Genomic DNA, 26,643 nt, shown 5'->3' with positions numbered 1-26,643 from the left:
CTCGCCCGCATCGACGCGTCACCCGCTCGCCGCAGTGACGCGTACCCGCTCGCCCGCGTCGACGCGTCACCCGCTCGCCTGCTGTGACGCGTACCCCCGGAGAAGGGTGACCCGGCGGTCAGCCGGCGGCGGCCACGGTGTCCAGAGCGGCGACCGCGGCACCCCTGGCCCCGGCCATGTCCAGGTCCGGCACCAGGGCGAACGTGGCCGCCTCCTTCTGCTCGTCGCGCAGCTGGGTGTGTTCCCTGACCAGGTTGAGGAACCACTGCCGGAAGTGCGGCGCCGCCTCGACCACGCCGCCGCCCAGGAAGTAGGCGGCCGGGTCGGTGAAGTTCGCCGCGATGGTGAACAGCTTGCCGATCGCCTTCGCCTGCTGGCCGAACACGGCCAAGGCCAGGGAGTCCTCCTTCTCGCCGTAACCACGGAGCATCTTCGCCGCCTTGGCCACCGGCTCGCTCGCCAGCGGGTGGTCCGGGAACCGGGACAGCCAGTACGGCAGCAGATTGTTGCGGATGCCGGTGAGGGAGGCGATCGCCTCGACGTCACCGGAGAACCCGCAGTTGCAGAGCGGGACCGGCTGGCCGTCCTCGAGGACGCCGTGCAACGGGATCTGCACGTGACCGAGCTCGCCGGCCATCCCCGCGACACCCCGGATCACCTTGCCGGCCTCCACCACACCACCGCCCAGGCCGGTGCCGACGATCGCGGCGACCGACGAATTCTCCGACGCCTCCGCGCCGAAGTGCCGGTAGTGCGCGTAGACAGCGGCCGCATTGGCATCGTTGTTGTAGACCACCGGCAGACCCAGCCGGGCCTCCAGCGCGCCCCGGATGTCGAACCCGTGCCAGGACACCTGGTTGAAGTTGGTCGCGCCCTTCGACGAGATCACGCCGTTCGCACTGGCCGGGCCGGGCGTGTCCAGGCCGACCGCGCGGACCAGGGACAGTGGCGTGCTGGTCAGCTCGAGGATGCCGGCGAACGCGTCGGCGAGGGAGTCGACCGCGGACTCCGGGCCGTCCTGCACCCGGCTCGGGTTCTCCACCAGATGGTCGACCAGGAACTGGCCGGTGGCGTCGAGCACGGTGGCGTTGTTGCAGGTGCCGCCGTTGTCGAGTCCGACGACGACCCAGGAGGACGGAGTGCGTACCGTTTCAGCCTGATCCACGGCCATGAGCCTACGTCCGCGGAACCGCCTGCAACAGGCGAACGATCCGCGCGAACCGGCCGAAACAACAGGTGTGACGTCTCTCCTTGATGAACAGGCGGCGCACCTGTTGCGCCGGGCCGCCTTCGGCCCCACCCCGGAGTCGCTGGCCGAGGTCCGCCGTCTCGGCACGACCGGCTGGATCGACCGGCAGCTGCAGCCGTCCCGGATCCCCGACGGACGATGCGACCAGGTGCTCGCCCGCCTTCCCCTCGCCGGGGCCACCCCCGGCACCGTCCGTTCCCGGCTACCCCGGCATTCCTATGAGGCGTTCGGTCAGCTCGGCCGGGCCGCCGTCGCCCGTGCCATATGGAGCACCCGCCAGCTGTACGAGTCCGCGGTCGCCTTCTGGTCCAACCATCTGCACGTGACGGCGCCGTCCAGCGGGGTCTGGGACACCCGGTGCGACTACGACGCGCAGGTCGTCCGGCGGCACGCGCTGGGCCGGTTCGCCGACATGCTCAAGGCGTCGGCCCGGCACCCGGCGATGCTGACCTACCTGGACCAGCGGGACTCGGTCCGGTCCAGCCCGAACGAGAACTACGCCCGGGAACTCCTCGAACTGCACACGGTCGGGTTGACCTACAAGGAGAGTGACGTGGTCGCGGCCGCCCGGTTGCTGACCGGCCTGTCGGTGTCCTCCCGGGGAACCTATGCGTATCTCTCGAGTCAGCATGCGACCGGACCGGTGCAGATCCTCGGGTTCCGGCACCCCAACGGCTCGGCGAACGGCGAGTCCGCAGCCCTGGCCTTTCTCGACCACCTGGCCCGGCACCCGGCCACCGCCGACCGTCTCGCCCGGAAACTGTGCGTCCGGTACGTCGCCGACGACCCGCCCGCGGCGCTCGTCGCCCGGCTGGCCAAGGTGTACCGCGACCACGACACCGCGATCGCCCCCGTGCTGCGGGCCCTGTTCACCTCCGCCGAGTTCGCCGCGTCCACCGGCCGGAAACTCCGCACCCCCTTCGAGGACCTGACCGCCGCCGTCCGCGCCCTCGGCCTGGGACCGGAACGCAGCGGGGTACGCGCCCTCGACGCCCTCTACAACGCACTGGTGTCCGCCGGGAACGCGCCGTTCCGCTGGAACGCACCGAACGGATTCCCGGACACCGCCTCGCTCTGGGCCTCACCGGCGGCGTTCCTGCTGCGCTGCAACCTGCACCTGAACCTGGCCACCGGGTGGTACCCGAACCAGCTCACCCGGCCCGCCGACCTGCTGCGCTCCCTGGTACCGGCGATGCCCCGCACCCACGGGGCGCTGGTGGACGCGCTGGCCCTGCGTCTGATCGGGACACGGCTGCCGGCCGCGCACACGACGGCGGTACTCAGTGTGGCGGGCCGCAGAGTGTCCAGTCCGGTCGGCGGGGCGGTGGGGGCGGATGCGCCGTACCTGATCGCCCTGGTTCTCGACGCGCCGGCCTTCCAGCTTCGTTAGGGTGCTTTCGTGGGTATTCGTCGCCGGGCGCTGCTCCCGTTGCTGGCCTGCGCCGCGGCACCCCGGGTGGCCTTCGCGGCACCGTCCTACCAGGGGGACACCCTCGTCGTGATCTCCCTGCGCGGCGGCTTCGACGGGCTCAGCGCCGTCGCCCCGATCGGCGACCCCGACTACTACAGGGCCCGGCCGACGATCGCCGTACCCCGCAGCCGGGTGATCGCCGCGGACGGCCGGTTCGGGCTGCACCCCGGCCTGGCCCCGCTGCTCCCGCTCTGGAAGGCCGGAAAGCTCGCCGCGGTGCACGCCGTCGGCCAGTCCAACCCGACCCGTTCCCACTTCGCCGCGATGGAGGCGATGGAGAACGCCGCCCCCGGCACGTCCCTGCGCAGCGGCTGGCTGGACCGGATGCTCGGTGTGACCGGGGCGGCCGGCCCCCTCGCCGGCGTCTCGGTGGGCAATGCGATGCCGGCCCGCATCCTCGGTGGACCGTCCACCGACGTGTCGATGGCGTCGATCGACGAGTTCGCACTGGCCGGCGACGGCAAGCGGCCCATCGCGGCGGCCCTGCGGGCGATGTACTCCGGGGCACCCGGCGGACTGTCGGCACCGGCGATGACCGCCGACCGGGCCCTGCACTCGCTGCGGACCTTCCGGTCGGCGGGCGCCCGATATCCGGCCACCGACCTCGGGGCGGCGCTGCGCGACGTGGCCCGGCTGATCAAAGCGCGAACCGGTCTGGTCACGGCCGCGGTGGACAGCGGCGGCTGGGACATGCACCAAGGACAGAACGAACGGATGCCGGCGGCCCTCACCGACCTGGCCGGGGCGCTGGCCGCGTTCACCACCGACCTGGGCGCCGAAGGGCTGGCCCGCACCACGATCCTGACGATCAGCGAATTCGGCAGGCGGGTCCGGGAGAACGGCTCGCACGGCACCGATCACGGGCACGGCAACGCGATGCTTCTGCTGGGCGGTGGGGTGCGCGGCGGGCGGGTGTACGGGACGTGGCCGGGTCTCGCACCTGCGGCCCTGATGGCGGGCGACCTGAAGGCGACCGTCGACTATCGTGCGGTGATCGGCGAGGTTCTGCAGAAACGGTGCCGCCTGGGAACACTCGACAAGGTGTTCCCAGGCGTGCGGCCGTCGACGTTCGGGTTGGCCGTCAGTCGTTGACCGATCTTGAAACTTCGTCCGTTTTCGTCTTCGCTAAGCCCTCTTCAGCTTTTGCAGCCTTCTTCGGCTTTATCGGCTTTTTTCGCCCTTAAAGCCTTCAGCCGCACTCGACCTTGTAGGGCGAGGAGGCCACCGCACGGATGTTCCAGCAGCTCCAGTTGCCCTGGATCTTCTTGTAGACGTCACCGTCGTAGCCGACGTTCAGAGCGATGAAGTCCCGGTAGACCTTGATGAAGTCGGCGTCGCAGATGCCCGCGGCCGCGGCGGTGCCGCCCTCCTTGAGGATGGGCCGCTCCACCGTCTTGAACTTGCCGTTCACCAGCGCGTCACCCTTGACCATGATCGTCTGGCTGGTCTTGTTGGTGAACTTGCCGGACGTGGCCTTCGGCTTCCCGTCACTGGTACAGCGGGCGACAGCCGAGGCAGGCCCCGGGTTCGCCAGGACAAGCCCGAGCGAGGCGGCGAAGACGGTGGCGGCACCCGCAGCGGTAGCCCGGACAGCCCGCGATGACACAGACATGAAGAATTTTCCCCGTTCCAGTAGATCAACTGGCGGCCAACATAAGTCACCACTGATCACCCCGTCAATATCCCGGAACCATTCTCAATGCTCTCCACAATAGAATCCCCAGAGCAATTATCCGGTGACCCTGTGCGGCGCTGAACTGCCCGAACGCGCTCCGATATCGACGTCTGGCCACTATTCTCCACCGGGACGCCAAAAATCCGGCATACGCGGTCCACCCTTTCGCGGCCGCTTTCCGCCCGCGCATTTCCGCTACCCCACAGTCACCCACAGCAGCCCACCGAACGGCATTGACCACCCGTTCGACGGCATCGGCGTTCGGCAAGCCGCCGTCTGCGCCGCCACCGTCACGGACGGATCGCCTACTGATCAACCACCCGGACGGACCCCAACGGCGAACGCACCCAAACCCAGACCCGGGTGCAGACATCACCCCGCGCGGAGGTCCACGCACCCGAACCCAGGACCGGGTGCAGACATCACCCACACGGAGGGCGAACGCACCCAAAACCGGGACCGGGTGCAGACATCACCCACACGCGGAGGGCCAACGCACCCAAAACCGGGACCGGGTGCAGACGTCACCCCCACGCGGAGGGCCAACGCACCCAAAACCAGGACCGGGTGCAGACGTCACCCCACGCGGATGGTCCACGCACCCAAAACCAGGACCGGGTGCAGACGTCACCCCCACGCGGAGGGCCAACGCACCGGATACCTGATCGGGGACGCCCACCACCAGCCACCTCTCCGATCGGGTACCCCCACCGACTCGCTGAAGCGGATTCAGATTCAGATGCGGGCGCGGGGCGGGTTCGGGTGCGGGGCGGGTTCGGGTGCGGGGCGGGTTCGGGCGCGGGGCGAGGCAGGGCGGGGGCGAGGCAGGGCGGGGGCGAGGCAGGGCGGGGGCGAGGCGGGGGCGCTCACTACCCACAAGCAGCATCGGCACGCGACGAGTCGGCCTCGACAGTTCGCCGCGATCGTCAACGATTCGCCTGTCGGTTGACGGCTCCGGGAGGTCTCGGCGGTGAGCGCACCCGAAACCAGTACCGGGTGCGGACATCGCCCTAACGCGGAGGGCGAACGCACCCGAACCCAAGACCGGGTGCGGACATCACCCCACCCGGAGGGCGAACGCACCCGAAACCCGGACCGGGGGCGGACATCGTCCCCACGCGGATGGTCAGCGCACCCGAGACCCGGACCGGGGGCGGCCACCACCAGCCGCCCCTCGGATCGGGTGCTCCCACCAGCCGCCCCTCAGATCGGGTGCTCCCACCAGCCGCCCCTCAGATCGGGTGCCCCCACCAGCCACCTGAAGCGGATTCGGGGCGGGACGAGGGCGAGGACGGGTGCGGGGGCGGGGGCAAGGGCGAGGACGGGTGCGGGGGCGGGGGCAAGGGCGAGGACGGGTGCGGGGGCGGGGGCAAGGGCGAGGACGGGTGCGGGGGCGGGGGCAAGGGCGAGGACGGGTGCGGGGGCGCTCACCACCCACAAGCGGCACCAGGCGAGCGGGCACGAAGGCGGACCGGAGTGGACAGGTCCACGAGCGCGGACGGGCGGCGCGAAGACGGGTCGGAGCGGCTAGCCGGGCCGCCTGAAACGGGCGATGCGAGGCGGGCGGGAACGGGCGTGCTTTGCAACGTACAAGAAAGAAAGCGGAAGAGCACAACGGCCCGGACCCCTGATGGGGCCGGGCCGTTGCTTCGGGTGGTTGGGGGTCAGCGACCGCCGGCCGTGCGGCGCTTCGACCAGACGTCGAAGGCCACGGCTGCCAGCAGGACGGCGCCCTTGACCAGCATGGTGTCCTGGGGCTCGGCGCCGAGCAGGCCCATGCCGTTGTTGATGACGCCCATGATCAGGCCGCCGGTGATGGCGCCGACCACCTTGCCGACGCCGCCCTGGACCGCCGCGCCGCCGATGAAGGCCGCCGCGATGGCGTCGAGTTCGAAGCTATTGCCGGCGGTGGGGCCGGCCAGGTTCAGGCGGCCGGCGAAGATCAGGCCCGCCAGGGCGGAGAGGACGCCCATGTTGACGAACAGCCAGAAGACGACCGACTTGACCTTGACGCCGGAGAGCGTCGCGGCCTGCAGGTTGCCGCCGACCGCGTAGATCTGGCGTCCGAAGACGGAGCGGCTGGTGACTACGGTGTAGCCGACCACCAGCAGCGCCAGCATGATCAGCACCCAGGGCAGGTTGCGGAAGCGGGCGAGCTGGATGACCACGAACATGACCAGGATCGCCGGGACGGCGACCTTGAGGCCGAACAGCCAGCCCGGGTCGACGGCCTGCTGGTACTTGACGCGGGCCGCGCGGGCCCGGACCTGTACGAACGCCATGGCGACCACGGCGATCAGGCCGATGATGACGCTCAGCAGGTCGGCGCCGCCGAGCGGGCCGAGGGCGATGTTGTTCAGGGTGCCGGGGGTGAAGCCGTTGGCCAGTGTCCGGATCTCGTCCGGGAACGGGCCGATGCCCTTGCTGCCCAGGATGGTCATGGTGACCGCACGGAACAGCAGCATGCCGGCGAGCGTGACGATGAATGCCGGGATGCCGAAGTAGGCCACCCAGAAGCCCTGCCACGCGCCGATGAGGGCGCCGAAGGCCAGCGTCGCGATGACCGCGATCGGCCAGGCGACATCCCAGTTGACCATCATGACGCCGGCGAGGGCGCCGGTGGCCGCCACGACCGAGCCGACCGACAGGTCGATGTGCCCGGCGACGATGACCATCACCATGCCGATGGCCAGTACGAGGATGTACGAGTACTGGACGATGATGTTGCTGATGTTCTGCGGGGAGAGCAGGTCGCCGCCGGTCAGCACCGCGAACAGCACGATGATCAGAGCAAAGGCGATGTAGATGCCGCTCTGCTTCAGATCAAAGTTGATCTTGTACGGGGCCTTGCCGGTGGAAGCGGCCGGCCCCTTGCCGACGCTCAGGTCGGCGTTGGTAGGTGCGACCGTCACGGCGCGACCTCCTGTTCTTCCTTCGTCATGAGAGTCATCAGGCGCTCTTGCGTCGCCTCGGCCCGGGGCACCTCGCCGGTGATCCGGCCCGCGGAGAGGGTGTAGATGCGGTCGCAGATACCGAGGAGTTCCGGCAGCTCGGAGGAGATGACCAGGACGGCCTTCCCCTCGTCGGCGAGCCGGTTGATGATCGTGTAGATCTCGTACTTCGCGCCGACGTCGATGCCACGGGTGGGCTCGTCCAGGATCAGCACGTCCGGATCCGTGAAGATCCACTTCGAGAGCACGACCTTCTGCTGGTTGCCGCCGGAGAGCTTTCCGGTGATCGACTCCACGCCGGGTGCCTTGATGTTCATGCTGGCCCGGAACTCGTCGGCGACGCGGTGCTCCTCGTTGCCGTCGACCCAGCCGCCCTTGGCGAGCTTCTTCAGCGCGGCCGCCGAGACGTTGCGCTGAATGTCCTCGATCAGGTTCAGGCCGTACCGCTTGCGGTCCTCGGTCGCGTACGCGAGACCGTGCTTGATCGCCTCCCGCACGTTACGGGCCTGGATCTCCTTGCCGTCCTTGATCAGGCGGCCGGAGATGTTCACCCCGTACGAGCGGCCGAAGACGCTCATCGCCAGTTCGGTGCGGCCGGCGCCCATCAGCCCGGCCAGGCCGACGATCTCGCCACGGCGCAGCGTGATGTTCGCCTTGCGGACCAGCGCGCGGTCCGGCTGGGTGGGGCTGTGCACGGTCCAGTTCTCGATCCGCAGCACCTCCGTGCCGACCTTCGACTCGTGCTCCGGGTACCGGTGCTCGAGGTCGCGGCCGACCATGCCCGAGATGATCTTCTCCTCGGTGAGGTTCTCGATCTCGTCGGTCCAGATCGTCCGGCCGTCACGCAGAATGGTGACGCGGTCCGAGATACTCGTGACCTCGTTGAGCTTGTGCGAGATGATGACACAGGTGATGCCCTGGTCCCGCAGCCCGCGGAGCAGGTTGAGCAGGTGCTCGGAGTCCTGGTCGTTGAGCGCCGCGGTCGGCTCGTCGAGGATCAGGAGCTTGACGTCCTTCGAGAGCGCCTTGGCGATCTCGACCAGCTGCTGCTTGCCCACGCCGAGCTCGATGACCGGGGTGACCGCACTCTCGGCGAGGCCGACCCGGCGCAGCAGCTCGTCCGCCGCGTGGTTCGTCTGGTTCCAGTTGATGAAGCCGCGCTTGCTCTTCTCGTTGCCGAGGAAGATGTTCTCCGCGATGGAGAGGTTGGAGGCGAGCGCCAGCTCCTGGTGGATGATGACGATGCCGCGGTGCTCGCTGTCCCGGATGCCCGAGAAGCTGCACGACTCGCCGTCGAATTCGATCTGTCCGTCGTAACTGCCGTGCGGATAGACGCCGGACAGCACCTTCATCAGGGTCGACTTGCCGGCCCCGTTCTCGCCGCAGATGGAGTGGATCTCGCCTCTGCGGACCTCAAGGTTGACATCCTGCAGCGCCTTGACGCCCGGGAACGTCTTGGTGATGCCGCTCATCCGCAGGATCGTGTCGGTCATGCAGACCCTCCTATGGGCCGATCGAAGGGCCGCGCCCCGCCCGCTGGGATCGGGCGGGGCGCGGCGCTCGGATCACTTCAGGTCGGCCTCGGTGTAGTAACCGGTGTCGACGAGCTGGGCCTTGTAGTTGTCCTTGGTGACGATGACCGACTCGAGGAGCTGGGCCGGAACGACCTTCTTGCCGTTGTCGTAGTCGGTGGTGTTGTTCGTCTTCGGGGTCTGGCCCTTCAGCACGGCGTCCGCCATCTCGACGGTGGTGTCGGCGAGCTGACGGGTGTCCTTGTAGATGGTGGAGTACTGCTCACCAGCGATGATCGACTTGACCGACGGCGCCTCGGCGTCCTGGCCGGTGACGATCGGGTACGTGCCGGTGCTGTAGCCACCGCTCTTCAGCGCGGACAGGATGCCGATCGAGATGCCGTCGTACGGGGAGAGAACGCCGTCGACCTTCGCGCCACCCTTGTAGGTCGCGGTGAGGATGTTCTCCATGCGCTTCTGGGCGGTCTCGGCGTCCCAGCGCAGGGTGGCGACCTTCTCGAACTCGGTCTGGCCGCTCTTGACGACCAGGGTGCCGTCCGCGATGTACGGGTCGAGAACGCTCTTGGCGCCGTTGAAGAAGAACGTCGCGTTGTTGTCGTCCGGCGAACCGGCGAACAGCTCGATGTTCAGGCCCTTCTTGGCCTCCGGGTTCTTGCTGCCGTCCGCGTTGAGCACCTTCAGACCGGTGAGCAGCGAGGTCGCCTGCTGCACGCCGACCTTGAAGTTGTCGAAGGTGGCGTAGTAGTCCACGTTCGCGTTGTCACGGATCAGCCGGTCGTACGCGATCACCGGGATGTTCGCGGCCTTGGCGTTGTCCAGCTGGGTGCTGAGCGCGGTGCCGTCGATGGACGCGATGATCAGGAGCTTGGCGCCCTTGGTGATCTGGTTGTCCAGCTGCTGGGTCTGGGTGGGGATGTCGTCCTCGGCGTACTGGAGGTCGACCTGGTAGCCCAGCTTCTCCAGCGCGGCCTTGACGTTGTCGCCGTCCTTGACCCAGCGCTCCGACTTCTTGGTCGGCATGGTCACGCCGACCAGGGCGCCGGCCGTGTCACCGCTACCGGCCTCGTTGCCACCGGTCTTCTCGGCGGAACCACAGGCCGCCATGGTCGCAACCATCGAGGCGGCGGTCAGGACCGCCGCGAGACGGGGGTATTTCACGATGAATCTCCTCTTTGAGAACGGTGTTACAGGGGGCGGGCCAGGCGGAAGTACGCCTGGTTCCAACGCACACGGTCGGCGAATTCAGCCGGCGTGGTGCGCTCATCGATCAGAAGAAGCTCGGTCTGAGCCATTTCGGCGAAGTCGCGCAGCGTCTCCGCACCCACGGCCTGGGTCAGCACGGTGTGGTGCGGTCCGCCGGCGGTGATCCAGCACTCGGCGGACGTGGACAAGGACGGGGCGGGCTTCCACACGGCCCGGGCCACCGGCAGGTTGGGCAGCGGCTCGTCCGGGGAAATCACCTCGATCTCGTTGGCGACAAGGCGGAACCGGTCGCCCATGTCGGCCATGCCCACGACGACCGCCGGACCCTGCGCGGCGTCGAAGACGAGCCGCACCGGATCCTCCCGGCCACCGATGCCGAGCGGGTGGATTTCCGCACGTGGGGTGCCCGAAGCAATCGACGGACATACCTCCAGCATGTGCGCCCCGAGGATCTTAGGCTCGCCCGGGCCGAAGTGGTAGGTGTAGTCCTCCATGAAAGACGTTCCGCGGCCGGTTCCGGAACCCATGGCCTTCACGGTGGCCACGAGCACCGAGGTCTTCCAGTCGCCCTCGCCGCCGAACCCGTACCCGTCGGCCATCAGCCGCTGCACGGCCAGGCCGGGCAGCTGGCGCAGACCGCCGAGGTCCTCGAAGTTGGTGGTGAAGGCGCCGAAGTCGCCCTCGGTCAGGAACTGGCGCAGGCCGGCCTCGATGCGCGCGGCGTAGCGCAGCGACTCGAGACGGTCGGCGAGCAGCTCCGCGGCGATCTCGTAGGTGTCGCGGTACTCGGCGACCAGCTTGTCGATCTCCGCGTCGGCGACCGCGTCGACCACGTCGACCAGGTCGTTCACGCCGTACGTGTTGACCGAGACGCCGAACCGCAGCTCGGCCTCGACCTTGTCGCCCTCGGTGACGGCGACGTTGCGCATGTTGTCACCGAAGCGGGCGAGCCGCAGGCCGCGCACGTGCTGCAGGCCGATCGCGGCGCGGGCCCAGCCCTCGATCCGGGTCACCACCGACGGGTCCGAGGCGTGCCCGGCGATCACCTTGCGGGGCACGCCGAGGCGGGCCTGGATGTAACCGAACTCCCGGTCGCCGTGGGCGGCCTGGTTCAGGTTCATGAAGTCCATGTCGATGGTCGACCAGGGCAGCGACGCGTTGTGCTGGGTGTGCAGGTGCAGCAGCGGCTTGCGGAGCGCGTCCAGGCCGCCGATCCACATCTTGGCCGGCGAGAAGGTGTGCATCCACGCGATGACGCCGACGCAGGCCGGGTCGGCGTTGGCCGCGAGCATGACCTGCTTGATCGCGGCAGCATCGGTGAGCACCGGGCGGGTGACGATCTCGGCGACGTCCAGGCCCGCGCCCAGCGTCCGCTGGATCTCGGCCGACTGGTCGGCGACCTGCTGGAGCGTCTCCGGGCCATAGAGGTGCTGGCTGCCGGTCAGAAACCAGATCTGCGGTTTCATCGGTCTTCCTTTGGTTGTGCGAAGGGTGCCGGGGTCGGGTCGCGTCAGGTGAGCGGTGTACGCGTCACCCCGCCGCCGGCCCGGCCGGGACTGCGGCTGTCAGCACCATCGTGCAGGCGATCAGGGGCGCATCGACGCGGACGCGGGAAACCGGTACCGTCGACGGACGCGCAACCCCGGAGGGTGTCGTGTCCGACACCGATCACAGAGCTCGCGGACGTGTCAACGGCCATGGGTGTACCTCCGAGGGGTGACCGGAGGTGGTGGTCGCCACACCCCGGCGGGAGCGAGCCTCAGTGTTATCGCTAACAATTCCGCTGTCAACGGCGGACGGCAACAACGAGGTAACGGCCGATTAACCCGGCGCGGGTGTCCCCGAAACACAACCGCCCGCCTGATCGACGATCAGGCGGGCGGCGGTTACACGCAGTAGATGTCAGGCGGGTGGAGCGACGCTGTCCCTTACCACGAGGTGGGGCGGAACCACAATGTGGCGGGCCGTGTCCGGCTCGGTACGCATCTGGCCGAGGAGCAGGCTCAACGCGGCGCGGGCCACATCACCGAAGGCCTGCCGGACGGTGGTCAGCGGCGGGATGAAGAAGGCCGCCTCGGGCACGTCGTCGAAACCGACGATGCTCACGTCCTGTGGCACCCGCCGGCCCCGCTCGTGCAGTGCGCGCAGCACCCCGAGCGCGAGGTGGTCGTTGGCCGCGAAGACCGCGGTTACCTCCGGCATCCGGGCCAGCATCTGCCCGGCGCGGTACCCCTCAGCCGCCGACCAGTCCGCGGACAGCAGCGGCGGCACCTCGGCCCCGGCCTCCTGCAACGTCTGCCGCCAGCCCTGGATCCGGCCCGCCGAGTCGAACCAGTCGACCGGGCCGGAGACGTGCCAGACCGTGCTGTGCCCGGCCTCCAGCAGATGCCGGGTGGCCGCGCCCGCACCGGCCTCCTGGTCCACGGTCACCACCGGGCGCCCGCTGCCCGGATCGCCGTCGATGAACACCACCGGCACGTCGCCCGGGATCTCGGCCAGCGCCTCGTTGGCCGTCGCCACCTGGGCGATCACCACCAGGCCGGCCACCCGCTGATCGAGGTGACGGTCCACCACCGACGCTATCGACGACCGGTCCAACTCGCGGACACTGCCGACACTGACCGCGAAACCCGCGTCCGCGGCGGCCTGTTCGAACTCGGTCAGCATCGAGGCCGGACCGTACAACGTGCTGTTGCGGGCGACCACGCCGATCAACTGGGAGCGGCCGGTCACCAGGGCGCGGGCCGCGCGGTTCGGCCGGTAGCCCAGTTCGGCGATGGCAGCGCGTACCCGGATCCGGGTCTGTTCCTTGACGTTCGGATGATCGTTGAGAACGCGCGAGACGGTCTGGTGCGAGACTCCGGCCAGTCGGGCGACATCGGTCATCGCCGGGCTACGGGATACCTTGTCCACTTGCGCACCTCGTCCGGTCCGGTTCTGATGGAGCGTAGCGGCAGGCGCGGCAAGCCTGCTCCGCGGGGAATGTTATCGATCACATTCACCGTTTTGCGAGGACCGTACGGGGGATGCCGGTGGGGACGTACCCTCGGCTGCGATGGACCCGTCACCCACGAGCCACAGCCACGTCGTGCACGGCAGCGTAGACGACGAGGGATACACCTCGTTGCGCCGTGCCGCGACCCCGCGCGCCGAACGGTACGAGCTGGGCCGCTCCCTGCGGGACCGCTCGCCCCGCTCCGACATGGCGCACTGGCGCCCCCGCGACGACCGTCCCGACCCGGTGAGCCAGGTGACCGAGTCGCACATGGGACGGCTGGAACGCCTGATCCCGGTGCGGATCGGCCGCATGATCGCGTCGCCGTACGCGTTCCTGCGCGGCACCGCCGGACTGATGGCCGACGACTTCGCCTCCCTGCCGCACACCGGCATCACCCCGGTCATCTGCGGCGACGCGCACCTGGGCAACTTCGGCTTCTACGCCTCGCCGGAACGGGAGCTGGTCTTCGACCTCAACGACTTCGACGAGGCGCACCCCGGCCCGTGGGAGTGGGACCTGCGCCGGCTGGTGGTCAGCGTCTACGTCGCCGGCCGGCAGAACGGTTTCCGGGAGGGCGCGTGCGCCGACGCCGTGCAGCACTGCGTCGAGGAGTACCGGGAGCAACTCGCGTACCTGGCCGAACAGCCGCTGCTGGCCCGCTCGTTCGACCAGCTCGACGTGGAGACGATGCGCCGGCAGGCCAGCAAGGCCGGCTTCCGGGACGAGATCGAACGCGCGGCGCGGCGGGCCCGGCGGCGGACCAGCGACCGGGCGCTGCCCCGTTTCACCGAACGGCACGACGGCACCGCCCGGCTGGTCGAGGAACCGCCGCTGATCACCCGGCTGCCGCACGAGGAACGTGAGCAGCTCGCCGCCGCACTGGACGGATACCTCAACACGCTGAAACCGCACTGGGCGCGGATCCTCGGCGGGTACCGGATCGTCGACATCGCGCACAAGGTGGTCGGTGTCGGCTCGGTGGGGCTGCGGGCGTACGTCGCGCTCTGCGAGGGCAGCGGCACCGACGACGTGCTGTTCCTGCAGCTCAAGCAGGCCCGCCGGTCGGTGATCGGGCGCTACCAGCACGGCGAGCTCGCCTGGCACCGGCACCAGGGACAGCGCGTCGTGGAGTACCAGCAGGCACTGCAGACGGTCAGCGACCCGCTGCTCGGCTGGACCACCGTCGGCGACCTGCAGTACTACGTCCGCCAGTTCCGGGACATGAAAGGTGCGATCCTGGTCGAGGACATCAACGCCTCCGCGCTCGCCGACTACGCCGGGATCTGCGGCTTCCTGCTGGCCAAGTCGCACGCCCGGACCAGCGGCGCCTCGGTGATCGCCGGCTATGTGGGCAGCGGGGACAAGCTGGACGAGTCGTTGTGCCGGTTCGCTCGCGCGTACGCTGATCAAGTGGAACGTGATCACGCAGCCCTGGTCGCCGCCGTCCGCCGTGGTGAACTGCCGGCGGAGACGGCGTGAGCGGGGCCGTCCCGCTGGACGCCCCCGGGCTCGCCGAGTTCTGGGCCGAGCGGCATCTCTGCACGCTGACCACGCTGCGTGCCGACGGGTCGCCGCACGTCGTCGCGGTCGGCGCCACCCTGGACCCGTCCGCCGGCCTGGCCCGGGTGATCACCTCCGGGTCGTCGTGGAAGGCCCGGCACGTCCGGCGGGGCCAGCAGCGGGTCGCGATCTGCCAGGTCGACGGGCGCCGCTGGAGCACCCTCGAGGGCCTCGCCGTGGTGCGCGACGACCCGGAGTCGGTGGCCGAGGCGGAACGCCGCTACGCCGACCGATATCGCACACCGCGCCCCAACCCGGCCCGGGTCGTCATCGAGGTCACGATCACCCGGGTTCTCGCCTCGGCGTCCCTGGCGTATTAGTTCCGGCTTCACATTTCCCCTCGGGGCCGTCATGATCGTCCGGTGAATCCGATGCCCGGCGCCGATCGCCTGCTGACGGTGCTGGGCGGCGTGCCCGGCCTGGATCCCCGCGCCGACCAGCGCGTTCCCCCCTTCGTCACCTGGGACGACGGTCCGTGTGGCCGGACCGCCGCGGCCGCCCTGACCGGGGCCGGCTTCGAGGTCAGCGAACAGTTCTGGGCCGGCGGGCTGGTCGACGTGCACGATCTGGAGCCGTACGTCTTCCAGCGCGTGCTGCGCCCCGAGACCGCCGCGCTGCTCTATCTGCACAGCCGGGAGCCCGACTCGCCGGACGGCGATCTCCGGGTCGCCGAGCAGGTGTTCGCCGCCGACCTCCCCGGCGAGGGGTACCTCCCGCAGAACCAGGAGGACACCGTCGCGGTGCATCTGCTGATCGGCGAGGTGAGCGCGATCTTCACCGACTGCGACTTCGGCGGGGACACGCTGTTCGCGATGATGGGCGAGGCGACGCGGAAGACCTTCGGTGGGCGCGGGGGGCTCTTCGAGATCGCCCGCCGGGCCGTGATCTGACCGTCATCGTACGGGACGACGACTCCCGGACGGCTACACCTGTTCCTGGCGGACGGCCCGCGGCCGCCCTTGCCCGGTCCTTCTTCGCGCCGCGACCCACGATCCGTGCTCGTCGGTGCCTTCTCGGGGAGGGCAGCCGTCCACTGCCCTGCGGAACCGGCCCGGCACGCAGCGTTTCGAACCGCTGCCACCAGGGGAAACATGGATATCACGGTGGGTAGCCGCGGCTCGCCCCGCGTCGCGACACGCCCGGGCGTCACACGATCGGGGTCGTCCGGAAGTCTGTAGCCGGCCTGAAGAGAACCTTAAAAAGACCTTAAGTCGACACATGCCGCGGGCCCGGTCCGCAACGACTGTCGTTGATGGAGAGGGCCTGCCGGCGAGCCGTGGGAGCGTTGTCGATTTCCTGACATCTTCACAGCGCACAGCGTTGAACCGCGGGGGCCGCACGGACGTATACCCCCGTGTTCGGCCACTCCCGGTGAACTGCGGCACCGGGACAGCCGACGCCCGTGGGTGCACCACGGGACCGACGACAGGGAGCCGCGGTGCGGTGGCGCCCTACCCGAATCCGTGATTAACCTTCCCCATCCACCACGCGTGGCAGGAAGACGATCCGGGGCGCGAGGGGCGGGCACCGGAGTGCGGAGGTGGGACAGGGTGAGGACGGTGGCGCGGATGCGGCGTCGGGGCAGCGGGTCAACCCCCAGCCGAATCGGAGCCTCGTCATGAGCTTCGAGGACGACGAATACTGGGAGGACGAGTACAGCGAGTACTCGTTCATGCCGAGTTCCGCGGTGATCCAGGAGAAGCACTACACCCGCCGGACCTCGCCGGACCCGGTGATGCCGACCCGGCGCCGTGACGAGGACTCCGCCGAGGGCGTGGCGGAGCAGCGGTCGCCACGGCCGCTGTTCGACGCGCAGCGCCCCAGCTGGCTCGACGAACCCGACTTCGTGCCGGTCGACACCTCGGTCGACAACCTGGTCGGCGACGAGTTCGACGACATCGACTTCAACCGCCCCGAACTGGGTGTCGACTTCGACAAACCGGACTTTCCGATCGTGGACCCGGCGGCTCGGCCGGATCTGCGCCGAGGCGCTCCCGGAGACAAACGGGAATCCGGCCGGTACGGCGGGGAGTCGCCCCGCGGGGACTTCGGTTCGTCCCGCTCCTCTCGTGGGGGTTCGTCCCGCAACGGCTCCTCTCCTTCCCCTCGCGAATCCCGCGACGATTTCCGGCGGGACGCGGATCCGCGTCGCTCCGACCGGCAGCGGCCCGACGACCGTTACGACAGTCCCCGGTACCGCGACGACATCGCCGGCCGTCCCGACGACCGTCGTGACGCCGACCCGCGTCGTGGCGCTGACGCCGACCCGCGTCGTGGCACCGACCCGCGCCGTGACGCCGACGTCGACGCCCGCCGTGAGGCTGTCGATCCGCGCCGTGACGCCGATCCGCGTCGTGAGGCTGTCGATCCGCGTCGTGAGGCTGTCGATCCGCGCCGTGAGGCTGTCGACCCGCGCCGTGACGCCGATGGCCGCCGTGACGCGGAGCCGCGTCGTGACAACCGCCGCGACCAGGCCGCCCGTGGTGGGCGTCGCGAGGACGAGCGCTGGGACGAGACTCCCGCCGCACGCCGCAACGACGACCGTGGCCGTCGCACCGTCGAGATCCGGCCCGACGAACTCTGGGACGACGAGCCGTTGGTCGCCCGCGGCCGCCGCGACGAGCAGCCGGACCGCCGGCGCCCCGCCGACGCCCGCACCACCGACCCCCGTGGCGTCGACCCCCGTGGCGTCGACCCGCGTGCCGGCGATCCCCGCGTCACCGACCCGCGCGGCACCGGCCCCCGGACTGGTGACCCTCGCGTCACCGACCCTCGTGGCACCGACCCGCGGGGCGCCGACCCCCGGACCGGAGACCCTCGCGTCACCGACCCGCGTGGCGTCGACCCCCGGGCCGGAGACCCTCGTGTGGCCGGGCAGCGTCCGGGTCCCGTCGAGCAGCCTCGTGCGGCCGGGCAGCCCCGTCCGGCGGAGGCTGCACGCTGGGAGGAGCCCGAACCGCCCCGCGACGACGAACGCAACCAGCCGCGCACCATCGAACTGGGCGCCGACGAGTTCTGGGAGGAGAAGCCCAGCCGTTCCGACGACCGGCGGGCTGCTCCCCGTACCCGTGACGGCGACCGTCAGGCCCCGGACCCGCGTGCCGGACGTCCCCGCGAGGCATCCTGGGACGACGAGGACTTCGGCCCGATCCGTCCCCCGGGCGGCCGTCGCCCCCGCCGCGACGAAGCCGTCCCGACGAGCGGCCGCGCCCCGATCCCGGCGTCGGAACGTCCCGCCGGGCCGCCGCAGGACCCGTACCGCACAGACCAGGACGGTTACGCCGCGGACCAGGGCACGTACCGCCCGGATCAGGACGGCTACCGGACGGAAGCCGACCGGGACCGTCGTGCCGCCGCATGGGAGGACGAGCGCCGCGACGACAGCCGCCGACGCCCCGGCTCCGGCTCCGGCTCCGGCTCCGACGAACAGCGCACGTCTCCGGCCGTACCCGGCAAGGGCCGTCCCGTCGAGCCGATCGCGGCTGCCGGGGACGAACGCCGCCCGCAGCCCCGCGACGAGCGCACCCCGGCCGTCCCGGAGGGTCGCGCCCAGGTCCCGTCCGACGGCCGCACTCCGGTAGTCGACGGCCGCACCCCGGTACCGGCGGACGGCCGCGGCCAGGAGGTTGATGGCCGTGCCCAGCAGCCGGCTGACAACCGTGGCCAGGGTGCCGACGGTCGCGCCCCGATTCCGGCAGACAGTCGTGGTCAGGCGGCGGACGGTCGCGCTCAGGTTCCGGCAGACAGTCGTGGTCAGGGTGCCGACGGCCGCGCCTACGTGCCGGTCGACGGACGAGAGCGATCCCCGCAGGACGACCGGGCGAGGTCCACTCAGGGCGACCAGGTTCAGCCCGTGCAGGACCGGCTGGCCCCGAACCCGGCAGCCCAGCCCGGACACCCTCAGGACACACGTTCCCAGGACGGGCGTTCCCAGGACGCACGTTCGCAAGACCCGCGCTCTCAGGACCCGCGCTCGCAAGACCCGCGTTCGCAAGACGCGCGCTCTCAGGGCGAATGGCCGGAGAGCGGTGGCGCGGATTCGATGGAGCGGACCCGGCCGATCAGTGGCGCGGGCCCCGGCCGGACCAACGGTCCCGGGACTGCCGTACCGGGTGGTTCCGGCACGGGCGTTCCGCAGGGTCCGGACGCCGCGGGAGGTTCGCAGCACGGTTCGGGTGTGGACCCGGCGAACGCGGGCACTTCGGGCCGGGCCGCCGAGGACGGGCCTCGAGTGGTGCGACGGGCCGAGCCGCCCACCGCCCCGAAGGTCGTGAGCCGCTCCACCGCTCCGGCCGCCCCGCGTGTACTCAAGGCAGACCCGCCGGTCGCGCCGCGGATCGTCGCGGCCCCCTCGCCGGTACCGCCGGCCCGGGTGATCGGGCCGAACGGTCCGGAGGCTCCGCAGCCCGCCACAACCGGCGACGACCGGCCTGAGCCGGGTACCCGTGGGACCGGTCCGATCGACACTGCCGCGATCCGGAACGGTGACCGTTCCGGTGGCGACACCACTATCGACGACGAACCCACTGCGCTGCTCGGGGTTCGTACCCCTCAGCGCCGTGACACTCCCCCGCAGCACGGCACGCCTCAGCACCACGGCACGCCTCAGCACCACGACACGCCTCAGCACCGCGATGCGCATCAGCGCCGCGACGTCGAGGACGCTCGTTCGGCCGCGGGGGCGGATCCGCGGATGTCGGGTTCGTTCACGACGGACCCGCATCAGCGTGGCGCCGCCGCCGAGAACTGGCAGGCCGGTGCGGTTCCCCAGGCGTCCGCGGCCCAGGATCGGGCCGGGATGCCGGCGGCGCGGCCGACTACGCCGATGCCACGTCCGTCGAGCACGGGCAGCATCCCCATGCCGCACCCGTCCAACACGGGCAACATCCCCATGCCGCATCCTGCGAGCACCGGCGGCATCCCGGTTCCGCCGGGTCAGGGAGCACGCCCGGCAGGTCCGAGTCCGTCCAGCACCGGCAGCATCCCCATGCCGCACCCGTCCAACACGGGCAACATCCCGATGCCGGCCCCTTCGAGCACCGGCAGTATTCCGATGCCGCACCCCTCGAGCACGGGCAGCATTCCGGTGCCGGGTTCGTACCAGGCAGGGGCGGACGTGCCGCAGCAGCGGTCGCGGCGGTCGCCGCGGACTGCGCACGTCGTGGCGTCCAGCAGTGACGGGCCGTGGGCGATCGTTCCGGACGACATGCAGCAGCAGGCGGAGGGTTCCCGTCCGACCTCCCCCGGCCGTGGATATCCGGGACAGCCCGGCGGGTACCCGGCCGGTGGATATCCGGCCCAGCCTCACCCGGGCGGATATCAGGGTCAGCCCCAGCCGGGTTACCCGGCGCAGCCGCAACCCGGTGGCTACCAGGGACAGCCCCAACCCGGTGGTTACCCGGCACAGCCCCAACCCGGTGGCTACCAGGGACAGCCTCAGCCGGGTGGTCATCCGGCTCAGCCTGCGGGGCCCTTCCCCCCGCAGGGTCCTGGTGGACATCCGTCGCCGGCGGCCGCCTGGCCTCCTCCGGTTCGTCCGCAGCCCGATGCGCCAGCCGTGCCCGGTCAGCCGGCCGCGGCGAACGCCTGGCCGCCCGCTGCCCGTCCCACGTCGGACGCCGCGGCGGCCGGAAACGCCTGGGCGCGGACGCCCGGGCCGGAGCAGGCCGCGGGTGCGCAGTCCGCCTGGCCGGCCGCGCAGGCGGGTATCCCGCAGCAGCCCGGTCCGGACCAGCAGAACTCCTCGCCGTGGTCCCGTCCGCCGCAGCACGGCGCCGAGCAGCCGGCCGCCCGGCACGCCGCCGCGCCGGGCGACCAGTGGGCGGACGCCACCGCGGAGCAGCCGCAGGCCGCCGTACGTCCCGGTACCGCCCAGCCCGTTTCCGGCGGCACCCACGCCACCGGTCCGTCGCCGAGCGCCTGGTCCACGCCGCCCAGCCCGGCCGGCACCGGCAGCATCCCGGCACCGCACCCGGCCGGCACCGGCAACATCCCGATGCCCAGCCCGTCGAGCACCGGCAGCATCCCGATGCCGCACCCGTCGAGCACCGGCAGCATCCAGGTCCCGGCCGGACAGCAGCCCTGGCAGGCCGGTCCGAGTCCGTCCAGCACGGGCGGCATTCAGGTTCCGCCGGGTGCACGGCAGGGTTCGGCTCCTACCGGCGCCCCGGAGGTGCCGTGGCCGCGGGCCGGACGGCCTACCCTGGACCGGCACGCGGGCGACACCGGACCCGCCCCGGTCTCCGGGCAGCCCGCCGAACAGGCCCACCCCCAGGTCCCCGGACGAACCGGGCCTCAGGCACAGCCGCACATCCCTGCGCAGCCTCAGGGCACGGTGCAGCCTCAGGGCACGGTGCAGCCTCAGGGCACGGTGCAGCCTCAGGGCACGGTGCAGCCTCAGGGCACGGTGCAGCCTCAGGGCACGGTGCAGCCTCAGAGCACGGTGCAGCCTCAGGGCTCGACGGCGGCGGCACCCCAGGTACCGGCGCAGGCGGGACCGCGCGACGGCGTACCCCCGCATGGCGAGACCGACAAGCCTGCGCGGCCCCTCACCATGGGCGATCTGCCGGCGAAGCCGGTGTCGCCGAGCATTTCGCAGCGGATCACCGTTCCGGCGGCGCGGCCGCCGTCGCACGACGAGACCCCGGGCGCGCCGGCTTCGACGACGGCGGCTCCGGCGAGTGCACCGCCGGCGAGCCCGAGCACACCGCCCGCACCCGGGCCGGCCACGCCCACGTCGGCCGCACCCACGCCGGCCGGCGAGATCGGGCCGATCGGCACGGGACCCACGGGGACGAAAGCCCAGGATCCGGACGCGCCCTACATGGACCCGGACGGCACCCTGCACAACCTGAAGCCGATCGCGCGCCTCGCCGTCTCCGGACCGGACCAGGAGCCGCGCCGGTACACCGACACGGCCATCGGCAAGGGCTGGTTCGCCGCCAAGATCGATCCGGCGACGGGGGACGCGGCGAAGGACGTGAAGCCCAAGGACACCGCCGAGGCGGAGGGGCCCGCCGGCCCCGAGCACACCGGTCCCGAGCTGGCGCCGCATCTGCCGATGACCGCCGAGGAGCTGTCCGCGATCCGGTGGCGGCTGGACGGCGGCACGCTGCGGGAGGTCGTCGACGACCGGGACGCGCTGCGGGAGCTCGGTGAGCGCCTGGACGAGCCGCTCGCCGACGAGACCGACGCGATCGTCAAGGCCGGGCTGCTCAGTGTCCGCGCGGAGGTCTACCGGCTGCTCGGTGAGCTGGGCATGGCCGCCGCCGCGAGCCGGCTGGCCCTGGCGCACGCCGAGTCGGCGCAGGACCTGCAGGCGCAGGTGATCGCGCAGGCCGAGCTGGCGCACGTGCTGCGGTTGCGGGGCGATTCGATGGAGGCCGACCGGCTGTTCCAGCGGGCGGTCGACGCCGAGGTGTCGCCCGCGGTCCGCAGCGTGGTGCACGAGAACTTCGGCCGCAGCTGCTTCGACCAGGGGCGGCACATGGAGGCGCTGGACCACTTCGCGCGGGCCGTGCGGCTCGGTTCGCCGGAGGACACCGATCTGGTGGAGCGGGTCGGGGTGTGTCTGGAGGCGGTCTACATCCACGTGTTGCGCGACGGGTGGGGGCCGTACCCGCGCAAACCCGAAGACGTGCTCAAGCCGCTGGACCCGAAGAAGAACGCGCCGGCGTAGGGCGGGGCATCCGGTCCACGTTCTGCCGGGGCGCCGGGCCGCCGCGGGCCAGCCGGCTGCGGCCCCGCCCGGCGGCTTTCGCCTCGTACAGGGCGGCGTCGGCGGCGCGTTGCAGTTCGTCGGCGGTGGCCGCGTGGTCGGGCAGGACGGCGATGCCGATGCTGAGGCGGGGCGGCCCGGACGGCAGCCCGGTGCCGGCGGCCAGGTCGGCGCGGGCCTGTTCGGCGTACCGGAGGGCGGCGGCCGGCCCGGCGCGCAGCAGGACCGCGAACTCGTCGCCGCCGAGCCGGGCCACCAGGTGCTCGTGGCCGGCGGCGGCACTGGTCAGGGTGTCGGCGACCTGTTGCAGGGCCTGGTCGCCGACGGCGTGACCCCAGGTGTCGTTGACCTCCTTGAAGTGGTCGACGTCCACCGTCACGAGCGCGACCGGGTCTCCCCCGGCGGCGGCCTCGGCGACCACCCGGGCGAGTTCGGCGTCGTACGCCCGCCGGTTCGCGGCGCCGGTGAGCGCGTCCGAGGTGGCCTGCTGTTCCAGGACGTCGCGGAGCCGGTCGTTGCGTTCGCGCAGGCTCGCCACCACGATCGCGGTCATCGCCATGGCTACCGTGATCGCGAGCCAGTCGTTCATCGCGCGGGTGCCGTCGAGGTACTGGAAGGCGACCGAGGCGTGCCCGGCGGAGATCATCGCGATGGTGACGGCGATGACGCGGCGGCTGAGGAAGGACGCGGCGTACAGCAGGGGCCAGAGGTAGAACAGCTGGGCGCCGGTGGTGGCGTCGCGGGTGGCCAGGTTGAGGCCGGTCACCACGCAGGACGAGACGAACGGGACGGACAGCCAGAAGGCGTCCGGCATCTTCTCCGGGTGGCGCAGGCAGGCCAGTCCGACGACCAGCATGGCGGTGGAGGTGATGCCGAGCGCGACCAGTTCGGCGACCGGGTCGCCGAGCTTCATCAGGACACCGGTGATGATGTTGTACACGCCGGCGGCCAGCATCAGGTAGGCGACGGCGCGGGCGGCCCCGTGCTGGTCGCGCATCTGATAGGGCAAGGCGGTCTCCTCGGGTTCCGCATCAAGTTCGGTCCGCCGGTGGGTGATCTGAGTGGTTGTCCCGTGCGTCACTCGGCGCGGAGCGCGACCACCGGGTCGAGGCGGCCGGCCCGCTGCGCCGGGACCACGCCGAAGATGATGCCGACGGCCGCCGAGACGCCGAACGCCAGCGCCGTCGACCACCAGGTGAGCGCGGCCGGGACCGGGCTGAGCCGGTCGACGAGCAGGGCGGTGCCGGCGCCGAGGAGCAGGCCGATGATCCCGCCGGTGGTGGTCAGCAGCACCGCTTCGAGCAGGAACTGGACGCCGATGTCGCGGGGGCGGGCGCCGACCGCCTTGCGCAGGCCGATCTCCCGGGTCCGTTCGCGGACCGAGACGAGCATGATGTTGGAGACGCCGACGCCGCCGACCAGCAGGCTGATGCCGGCGATGGCGGCGAGGACCCCGGTCAGCACGCCCAGGATGTCGCCGAGCACGCCGAGGATCTGCTCCTGGGTGACCGCGCTGAAGTCGGTGTCCGGGTGGCGTTCGGCGAGGGTGGCGACGACCGCGGCGCTGAGCTCGGCGATCCGTTCCCGGTCCGGGGCGCGGATGGCCAGACCGTCGATGCGGGCGGTGCCGAGCAGGCGCTGCGCGGCGGTGACCGGTACGTGAACCTCGCTGTCGCGGTCCACGCCGAGGCTCTGGCCCAGCGCCTCGAAGGTGCCGATCACCCGGAACCGGACGCCGCCGATGGTGATCTGCCGGCCGATCGGGTCGCGGTCGCCGAACAGGTCGTGGGCCACGCCGGCGCCGAGCACGGCGACCCGGCGGCCGGTGCTGACGTCGGTGCGGGTCAGGTAGGCGCCGCGGTCCAGACGGCGGACGAAGACGGTGGGGGTGGTCTCGACGACGCCCTGCATGCTGGCGAACCCGGTGCGGGAGCCGGCCCGGACGGTCTCCCCGGAGCTGATCGTGACGGCCACCCGGGTGGGGTCGCCGACGATCCGGTTCACGGCGTCGACGTCGTCCAGGGTGAGGGGCGAGGAGGTGGGTGCGGCGCCGGCTTCCAGCCTTCCGGGTACGACGATGAGCAGGTTGGAGCCGAGTCCCTCGACCTGGCGCTCGATCTGTTGCCGGGTTCCGGTGCCGATGGCGACGAGGGCGACGACCGCGGCGACGCCGATCACCACGCCGAGCATGGTCAGCAGGCTGCGCAGCCGGTTGGCGCGCAGCGCGTCGAGGGCGACCCGCCAGGCTTCGGCGATCCTCATGCCGCGTCGACGATCAGTCCGTCGCGCATCACGATCTGCCGCCGGGCGCGCGCGGCCACCTCGCGGTCGTGGGTGACCAGGACGACCGCGACCCCCTCGGCGTTCAGCGATTCGAGCAGTTCCAGGACCTGGCCGCCGGTGGTGGAGTCGAGGTTGCCGGTGGGTTCGTCGGCGAGCAGCACCGACGGCCCGGTGACCAGGGCCCGGGCGATGGCCACCCGCTGCTGTTCGCCGCCGGAGAGCTGGTTGGGCCGGTGTCCGGTGCGGTGGGCGAGGCCGACCCGTTCGAGCATCGCGGCGGCGCGGGCGCGGCGTTCGCGACGGCCGATGCCGCGGTAGACCAGGGGCAGGCCGACGTTGTCCTGGGCGGTGGTGCGGGCCAGCAGGTGGAACGACTGGAAGACGAAGCCGATCGTGGTGTTGCGCAGGGCGGCGAGTTCGTCGGGGCTGAGCGTGGCGACGTCCCGGCCGCCGATCAGCAGGGTGCCGCCGGTGGGCCGGTCCAAGCCGCCGAGCAGGTGCATCAGGGTGGATTTGCCGGAGCCGGAGGTGCCGACGACGGCCACGTAGTCGCCGGCCGCCACGGTGAGCGAGACGCCGCGCAGGGCGGGCACGTCGAGGCCGTCCAGGTGGTAGGTCCGGCTGACTCCGGTCGCCACGATGGCCGGGGTCACCGGGCCTCCGCGCCCGCCTCGACGCGGTCGGCGCCGGCGATCACCACCCGTTGGCCGGCTTCCACCCCGGAGACGATCTGCACGGTGTCCTCGCCCTGGACGCCGAGGCGTACCGGCGCCGCCTGGTAGCGCCCGTCGCGGACCGTCCAGACCGTCTCGCGGCCGCTCTCGGTGACCACCGCCGAGGCCGGGACGGTCACCGCCTCGTCGGCCTGGCGCACCGTCAACCGGATGATCGCGCTCATCCCGGGGCGCGGGGCGGGGGCCGCCTCGCCGCTGTCCGGGTAGGTTCCCTCGTCGAGGGTCAGGCGTACCTGGTAGGACACTCCGCCCCGGGCCGAGGTGGTGGGCAGCAGGTCGGCGGTGCGGACCCGGGCCGGGTAGATCGCGCCCGGTGCCGCGTCCAGTTCGACCTCGGCGGGTACGCCCGGCGTGACGAGCAGCACGTCGGTCTCGTCCACGTCGGCGGTCAGTCCCAGTTGCCCGGTGTCGATCACGGTCACGACGGGGGTGCCCGCGGCGACGTACGACCCTTCGGAGACGGCGGAGTCCACCCCGGCGGCGCCCGCGGTGCCGCCGGCGCCCAGTAGTCCGGCGACGCCGGTGGGGCTGGGCTGTGCCGGGCCGCCCCACTGGACCGTCCCGGCGACGGGGGCGCGCAGGGTCAGTGCCTCGACGGCCGCGTCGGCCAGGTCGTACGCCTGCTGGGCCTGAAGGTGTTGTGCCGCGGTGAGGGCACCCATCGCCCGGCTCAGCGACGCCACTCCCCGCTCGACCGATCGCAGGGCGGCCGCCGCGGCGGCGGACGCGGTCTCGTACTGTTCGCCGGCCGCGTCGATCTGGTGCTGGAGTGCCGCGCGGACCACCGGGTCGGCGATCTTGTCGGCGGCCTCGCGCGCGTGGTCGAAGGCCTGCGCGGCCTGGGTGTCGGTGCGGTGCCGGACGGCGGCGAACTCGGCGGTCCCGCCGTCGCCGGAGGAACCGCCGCCGGAGGAGCCGTCGGACAGTGCGGAGAGCGCCTCCTCGGCGGAGTCCCGCCGCCGGACGAGTTCCGGGGCGTCGACGACGGCCAGCACGTCACCGCGCTCGACCCGGTCGCCGGCCTCGACGAGCAGGTCGGACACCGTGCCGGCGGCCGGGGCGGTGAGGGTCGCCGCGGTCCGGGCGATGACCGTGCCGGGCGCTTCGACGATCTCGTCGACGGTGCCGAGGGCCGCCGATCCCAGGCGGATGCCGGTGTCCTCCTCGTCGCAGGAGGCCGCGGTGAGGAGCAGGAGCACCCCGGCGGCGATGATCACGGTCCGTGAGCGGTCGTGAGACACAGACGCCACTCTATGACCATGGGCCGCCT

The 26,643-nt window shown here is 71.4% G+C and carries 17 protein-coding genes; 6 read left to right on the top strand and 11 right to left on the bottom strand.

What is annotated here, in order from left to right; genetic code table 11:
- Positions 1 to 118 precede the first annotated feature (118 nt).
- Positions 119 to 1,165 carry an ROK family protein gene (locus QSK32_RS03280; protein WP_285471162.1) on the bottom strand — a complete coding sequence of 349 codons (1,047 nt, stop codon included), beginning with the start codon at positions 1,163 to 1,165 and terminating at the stop codon, positions 119 to 121.
- Between the two features lie 73 nt (positions 1,166 to 1,238).
- On the opposite strand from QSK32_RS03280, the gene QSK32_RS03275 reads away from it, so the two are divergent.
- Together QSK32_RS03275 and QSK32_RS03270 are read left to right on the top strand one after the other, a co-directional pair.
- Positions 1,239 to 2,639, top strand: a complete 1,401-nt coding sequence (locus tag QSK32_RS03275; RefSeq protein WP_285471161.1) for a DUF1800 domain-containing protein — start codon at positions 1,239 to 1,241, stop codon at positions 2,637 to 2,639.
- 9 nt (positions 2,640 to 2,648) lie between these two features.
- Positions 2,649 to 3,812 carry a DUF1501 domain-containing protein gene (locus tag QSK32_RS03270; RefSeq protein ID WP_045746858.1) on the top strand — a complete coding sequence of 388 codons (1,164 nt, stop codon included), beginning with the start codon at positions 2,649 to 2,651 and terminating at the stop codon, positions 3,810 to 3,812.
- Between the two features lie 97 nt (positions 3,813 to 3,909).
- On the opposite strand, the gene QSK32_RS03265 is transcribed toward QSK32_RS03270, so the two are convergent.
- From QSK32_RS03265 to QSK32_RS03240, 6 genes are all read right to left on the bottom strand, one after another.
- Positions 3,910 to 4,332 carry a hypothetical protein gene (locus QSK32_RS03265; protein ID WP_157411457.1) on the bottom strand — a complete coding sequence of 141 codons (423 nt, stop codon included), beginning with the start codon at positions 4,330 to 4,332 and terminating at the stop codon, positions 3,910 to 3,912.
- A 1,727-nt stretch (positions 4,333 to 6,059) separates the two neighbouring features.
- On the bottom strand, positions 6,060 to 7,307 hold the full coding sequence (mmsB, locus tag QSK32_RS03260) for a multiple monosaccharide ABC transporter permease (RefSeq protein WP_045746342.1): 1,248 nt from the start codon (positions 7,305 to 7,307) through the stop codon (positions 6,060 to 6,062).
- On the bottom strand, positions 7,304 to 8,839 hold the full coding sequence (gene mmsA / locus QSK32_RS03255; protein ID WP_045746343.1) for a multiple monosaccharide ABC transporter ATP-binding protein: 1,536 nt from the start codon (positions 8,837 to 8,839) through the stop codon (positions 7,304 to 7,306). Before mmsA ends, mmsB begins: the two co-directional genes overlap by 4 nt.
- A 72-nt stretch (positions 8,840 to 8,911) precedes the next feature.
- Positions 8,912 to 10,036: a multiple monosaccharide ABC transporter substrate-binding protein gene (gene chvE, locus QSK32_RS03250; RefSeq protein WP_045746344.1), complete on the bottom strand. Its 1,125-nt coding sequence runs from the start codon at positions 10,034 to 10,036 to the stop codon at positions 8,912 to 8,914.
- A gap of 26 nt (positions 10,037 to 10,062) precedes the next feature.
- Positions 10,063 to 11,547 (bottom strand): L-arabinose isomerase, encoded by a 1,485-nt coding sequence (gene araA, locus QSK32_RS03245; protein WP_045746345.1) that lies wholly within the window; start codon positions 11,545 to 11,547, stop codon positions 10,063 to 10,065.
- Between the two features lie 436 nt (positions 11,548 to 11,983).
- Positions 11,984 to 12,967, bottom strand: coding sequence for a LacI family DNA-binding transcriptional regulator (locus tag QSK32_RS03240; protein WP_045746346.1), 984 nt, complete (start codon positions 12,965 to 12,967; stop codon positions 11,984 to 11,986).
- Positions 12,968 to 13,136: 169 nt separating this feature from the next.
- On the opposite strand from QSK32_RS03240, the gene QSK32_RS03235 reads away from it, so the two are divergent.
- The 4 genes from QSK32_RS03235 (at position 13,137) to QSK32_RS03220 (ending at position 22,317) form a co-directional block, all read left to right on the top strand.
- Entirely contained in the window at positions 13,137 to 14,558 is a 1,422-nt protein-coding gene (locus tag QSK32_RS03235; protein WP_045746347.1) for a DUF2252 domain-containing protein, read from the top strand.
- Complete coding sequence (locus QSK32_RS03230; protein WP_045746348.1) at positions 14,555 to 14,959, top strand: pyridoxamine 5'-phosphate oxidase family protein; 405 nt, start codon at positions 14,555 to 14,557, stop codon at positions 14,957 to 14,959. Before QSK32_RS03235 ends, QSK32_RS03230 begins: the two co-directional genes overlap by 4 nt.
- A gap of 42 nt (positions 14,960 to 15,001) precedes the next feature.
- On the top strand, positions 15,002 to 15,529 hold the full coding sequence (locus QSK32_RS03225; RefSeq protein WP_045746349.1) for a hypothetical protein: 528 nt from the start codon (positions 15,002 to 15,004) through the stop codon (positions 15,527 to 15,529).
- A 728-nt stretch (positions 15,530 to 16,257) separates the two neighbouring features.
- A complete protein-coding gene (locus QSK32_RS03220; RefSeq protein WP_285471160.1) occupies positions 16,258 to 22,317 on the top strand; it encodes a hypothetical protein in 6,060 nt (2,019 codons plus the stop codon).
- Here QSK32_RS03220 and QSK32_RS03215 read toward each other — a convergent pair.
- The 4 genes from QSK32_RS03215 to QSK32_RS03200 all read right to left on the bottom strand — a co-directional run bounded on the left by QSK32_RS03215 (position 22,280) and on the right by QSK32_RS03200 (position 26,614).
- Positions 22,280 to 23,365, bottom strand: coding sequence for a GGDEF domain-containing protein (locus tag QSK32_RS03215; RefSeq protein ID WP_285471159.1), 1,086 nt, complete (start codon positions 23,363 to 23,365; stop codon positions 22,280 to 22,282). The genes QSK32_RS03220 and QSK32_RS03215 overlap by 38 nt on opposite strands.
- A gap of 68 nt (positions 23,366 to 23,433) precedes the next feature.
- Positions 23,434 to 24,618 carry an ABC transporter permease gene (locus tag QSK32_RS03210; RefSeq protein WP_285471158.1) on the bottom strand — a complete coding sequence of 395 codons (1,185 nt, stop codon included), beginning with the start codon at positions 24,616 to 24,618 and terminating at the stop codon, positions 23,434 to 23,436.
- The gene (locus tag QSK32_RS03205; protein WP_045746356.1) at positions 24,615 to 25,292 is read right to left on the bottom strand and encodes an ABC transporter ATP-binding protein; all 678 of its coding nucleotides are present in this window, start codon (positions 25,290 to 25,292) and stop codon (positions 24,615 to 24,617) included. Before QSK32_RS03205 ends, QSK32_RS03210 begins: the two co-directional genes overlap by 4 nt.
- Complete coding sequence (locus tag QSK32_RS03200) at positions 25,289 to 26,614, bottom strand: efflux RND transporter periplasmic adaptor subunit (protein ID WP_285471157.1); 1,326 nt, start codon at positions 26,612 to 26,614, stop codon at positions 25,289 to 25,291. Before QSK32_RS03200 ends, QSK32_RS03205 begins: the two co-directional genes overlap by 4 nt.
- Positions 26,615 to 26,643 lie beyond the last annotated feature (29 nt).

This window comes from Actinoplanes sp. NBRC 101535 (assembly GCF_030269225.1).
Taxonomy (GTDB): Bacteria; Actinomycetota; Actinomycetes; order Mycobacteriales; family Micromonosporaceae; genus Actinoplanes; species Actinoplanes rectilineatus.
The sequence above is the reverse complement of the archived record's forward strand: the minus strand, read 5'-3'. Positions and strand labels throughout refer to the sequence as shown.